Raw genomic sequence first — 3,131 nt, forward strand, 5'->3', positions numbered from 1 at the left:
GCCCGCGCCGTTCACTCGACGCGTTCGAGGACGACTCCGCGCTCCTCGGGGGCGCTGTCCCCGATCCCGATCCCCCCCTCCAGCGATTCGAGGGCGCGGGGGATGCGCCATTCGTCGTCCGTGTGCAGCGTGAGCAGGGGCTGCCCCTTGCTCACGCGCTGGCCCGGTTTGGCGTGCAGCTCGATACCGGCCCCCGCCTGAACGGGGTCGTCCTTCACCGCGCGCCCGGCTCCCAGGCGCCACGAGGCGACGCCGACGGCGAGGGCGTCGAGCGCCTCGAGCACGCCGTCCGCCTCCGCGGAGACCGTGTGCGTGTGCTTCGAGACCGGCAGCGGCGCGTCGGGGTCGCCGCCCTGCTCGCGGATCATGGCCCGCCACGTGTCCATGGCGCGGCCGTCGGCCAGGGCCGCCTCGACGTCCGCGTCGCGCACTCCCGCCGACTCCAGCATCTCCCGCGCCAGCGCCACCGTCAGATCGACGACGTCCGCGGGCCCGCCGCCCGCCAGGACCTCGACCGATTCGGCGACCTCCAGGGCGTTGCCGACCTTCAAGCCCAGCGGCGTCGACATGTCCGTGAGGAGCGCCCGGGTCCTCACGCCCGCGTCGGAGCCCAGATCGACCATGGTGCGCGCGAGTTCGCGGGCGTCGTCGATGTCCTTCATGAAGGCGCCGGAGCCGACTTTCACGTCGAGGACCAGCGAGTCCGTGCCCTCCGCAATCTTCTTCGACATGATCGACGAGGCGATCAGGGGGATGCAGTCGACCGTCGAGGTGATGTCCCTGAGGGCGTAGAGCTTCTTGTCCGCGGGCGCCAGGCCCGATCCCGCCGCGCAGATCACCGCGCCGCACCCCTCGCCCAACTGGTGGAGGACCTCGTCGTTGGACAGCGAGGCCCGCCATCCGGGGATGGACTCGAGTTTGTCGAGGGTGCCGCCGGTGTGCCCCAGGCCCCGCCCGGACAGCTGGGGGACGGCGACGCCGAAAGTGGCGACCAGGGGCGCCAGGGGCAGCGTGATCTTGTCGCCGACTCCCCCCGTCGAGTGCTTGTCGGCCGTGGGGCGCCCGATCCCGGAGAAGTCCATGCGCTCCCCCGACTCGATCATCGCCCGCGTCCACTGGGAGATCTCCTCGCGCCCCATGCCGCGCAGGAAGACGGCCATGGCGAGCGCCGCCATCTGCTCGTCCTTGACCACGCCCCTCGTGTAGGCGTCGACCACCCATCGGATCTGGTCGTGGCTGAGCGCGCCGCCGTCGCGCTTGGTGCGGATGACGTCAACCGCGTCGAACTGTTCCATCTCTTCCTTCTTCCGTGATCTCCGTACGGGAGGGGGCGGGGACGGCGCGCGCCCCGCCCCCCCGTGCTCTCAACCGCGGGGCGCCGCGGCGCCCGCCACTTCGCCGAGGTCGTCGGGCCCGAAGGCGCCGGGGAGCACTTCCCGCATCGTCATGGCGCCCGCGGGCATGAGGACGACGCACTCGTCGCCGCCGTGCTCGTAGATGACCTGGCGGCAGCGCCCGCAGGGGGCCACCGGTTCCTTGTTCCCATTGACGCAGGCGACCGCGACCAGGCGGCCGCCCCCCGTGCGCACGAGCTCGCTGACCATGGAGCACTCGGCGCACAGGGTGCACCCGTACCCCGCGTTCTCCACGTTGCACCCCGAGACCAACCGCCCGTCGGCGGTCAGCCCCGCGGCGCCCACGGGGAAGCCGCTGTAGGGGCAGTAGGCCCGTTCCATCGCCTCGACGGCGAGGGCGCTCAGCCGCTGCCAGTCCACATCCACCATGTTGTTCCTCCTGTGCTGCCCGCTCATTTGACGTACGGGACGTTCTCGGCGGCGGGGGCGCGGGATTTGCCGACGAACCCGGCGACGGCGATGATCGTCACCACGTAGGGGATCATCGAGACGAGGTCCGAGGGGATCGACGGCTCGATGTTCGGCAGCAGCCGGGCGACGGCCTGGGCGAATCCGAACATGATGGCCGCGCCCATGGCGCCCAGCGGGTGCCACTTGCCCAGGATCATCGCGGCGAGCGCGATGTAACCGTTGCCCGCGGAGATGTTGTCCGTGAAAGACAGGCCCGAGCCCAGGGTGAAGAACGCGCCGCCCAGCCCCGCGAACGCCGACCCGAGGATGGCGTTCGTCGCGCGGGTGCGGTTGACGTTGATGCCGACCGTGTCCGCGGCCCTCGGGTGCTCGCCGCACGCCCTCAGGCGCAGGCCCCAGCGGGACCGGTACAGGAAGACGGTGAGCGCCACGACCGCCGCGTACATCAGGTAGACCAGGATCGTCTGGTTGAAGAACACCGGGCCGATGATCGGGATCTCGGCCAGCAGAGGGATCTTGACGGCGCTGAGCGCAAACTGGTTAGTGTTCAGGTCCTGGGGGGCGTCCTTCATCAGCGTCCCGTAGAAGAAGGTCGTCAACCCCAGGGCCAGCACGTTGAGCACGACGCCGACGATGATCTGGTCGACCCCGTACTTCACGGAGAACAGGGCCAGCAGGCTGCCCAGCAGGGCCCCCGCGATCGGGGCGGCGACGACCCCGGCGTACGGGGTGCGGAAGAACGACGCGGCCATGACCCCGGCGAACGCGCCCACCAGCAGGTCGCCCTCGATCGCGATGTTGACGACGCCGACGTGCTCGGAGACCACGCCCGACAGGGCGCCGAAGATCAGCGGCGTCGAGATCGCGACCGTCGACACCAGCGTGGAGGTGAGCGTCACCGCGCCGTTGGAGCCCGATCCCGCGAAGACGAGGAACCCGAGGACGGTGGCGGCCCCGGCGGCGCCCATCATCGTCGTTTCGAGGGCGCGCGTGTTCGTCCGGCGCTGGAACGTGGAGTAGGCGCTCCACGCCGCGATCACCGCGTTGATGACGAAGAGGACGCACAGGATCGGCGTGCCCGCGGCAACGATGTCCGGGATGTCCAGGCTCTGCGACTTGTCGTTGAGGCGCAGGGTGACGTCCCCGCGGGCGGTGAGGGCGAAGAGGCCGAGGAGCAGTGCCGCGAGGGCGTAGACGACCGGCATCTTCCACGAGCGCTTGACCTGAATGTCTTCCATCGTCCGTGCCTCGCTCATCGCGCTTCTCCTTTCGATTCGGGCACCCGGTCCTGCGGCTCCCGCCCGG

Annotated in this window: 3 protein-coding genes; all 3 read right to left on the reverse strand. The window is 70.6% G+C overall.

Annotated elements, in window-relative coordinates; translation table 11 throughout:
- Positions 1 to 11 precede the first annotated feature (11 nt).
- On the reverse strand, positions 12 to 1,295 hold the full coding sequence (locus BH719_RS04140) for a thymidine phosphorylase (protein WP_009743502.1): 1,284 nt from the start codon (positions 1,293 to 1,295) through the stop codon (positions 12 to 14).
- Between the two features lie 69 nt (positions 1,296 to 1,364).
- Positions 1,365 to 1,811 carry a cytidine deaminase gene (locus BH719_RS04145; RefSeq protein ID WP_009743503.1) on the reverse strand — a complete coding sequence of 149 codons (447 nt, stop codon included), beginning with the start codon at positions 1,809 to 1,811 and terminating at the stop codon, positions 1,365 to 1,367.
- Positions 1,808 to 3,082, reverse strand: a complete 1,275-nt coding sequence (locus tag BH719_RS04150) for an ABC transporter permease (RefSeq protein ID WP_009743504.1) — start codon at positions 3,080 to 3,082, stop codon at positions 1,808 to 1,810. The genes BH719_RS04145 and BH719_RS04150 overlap by 4 nt, the downstream gene beginning before the upstream one ends.
- Between the last annotated feature and the right edge of the window lie 49 nt (positions 3,083 to 3,131).

Origin of the sequence: Pauljensenia hongkongensis (assembly GCF_001746855.1) — a bacterium.
Classification (GTDB): Bacteria; Actinomycetota; Actinomycetes; order Actinomycetales; family Actinomycetaceae; genus Pauljensenia; species Pauljensenia hongkongensis.

Bases quoted from the DNA above. Each gene is read 5' to 3' on its own strand.
- BH719_RS04140 (WP_009743502.1), bottom strand. From the start codon at position 1,295: ATGGAACAGTTCGACGCGGTTGACGTCATCCGCACCAAGCGCGACGGC.
- BH719_RS04150 (WP_009743504.1), bottom strand. From the start codon at position 3,082: ATGAGCGAGGCACGGACGATGGAAGACATTCAGGTCAAGCGCTCGTGG.
- BH719_RS04145 (WP_009743503.1), bottom strand. From the start codon at position 1,811: ATGAGCGGGCAGCACAGGAGGAACAACATGGTGGATGTGGACTGGCAG.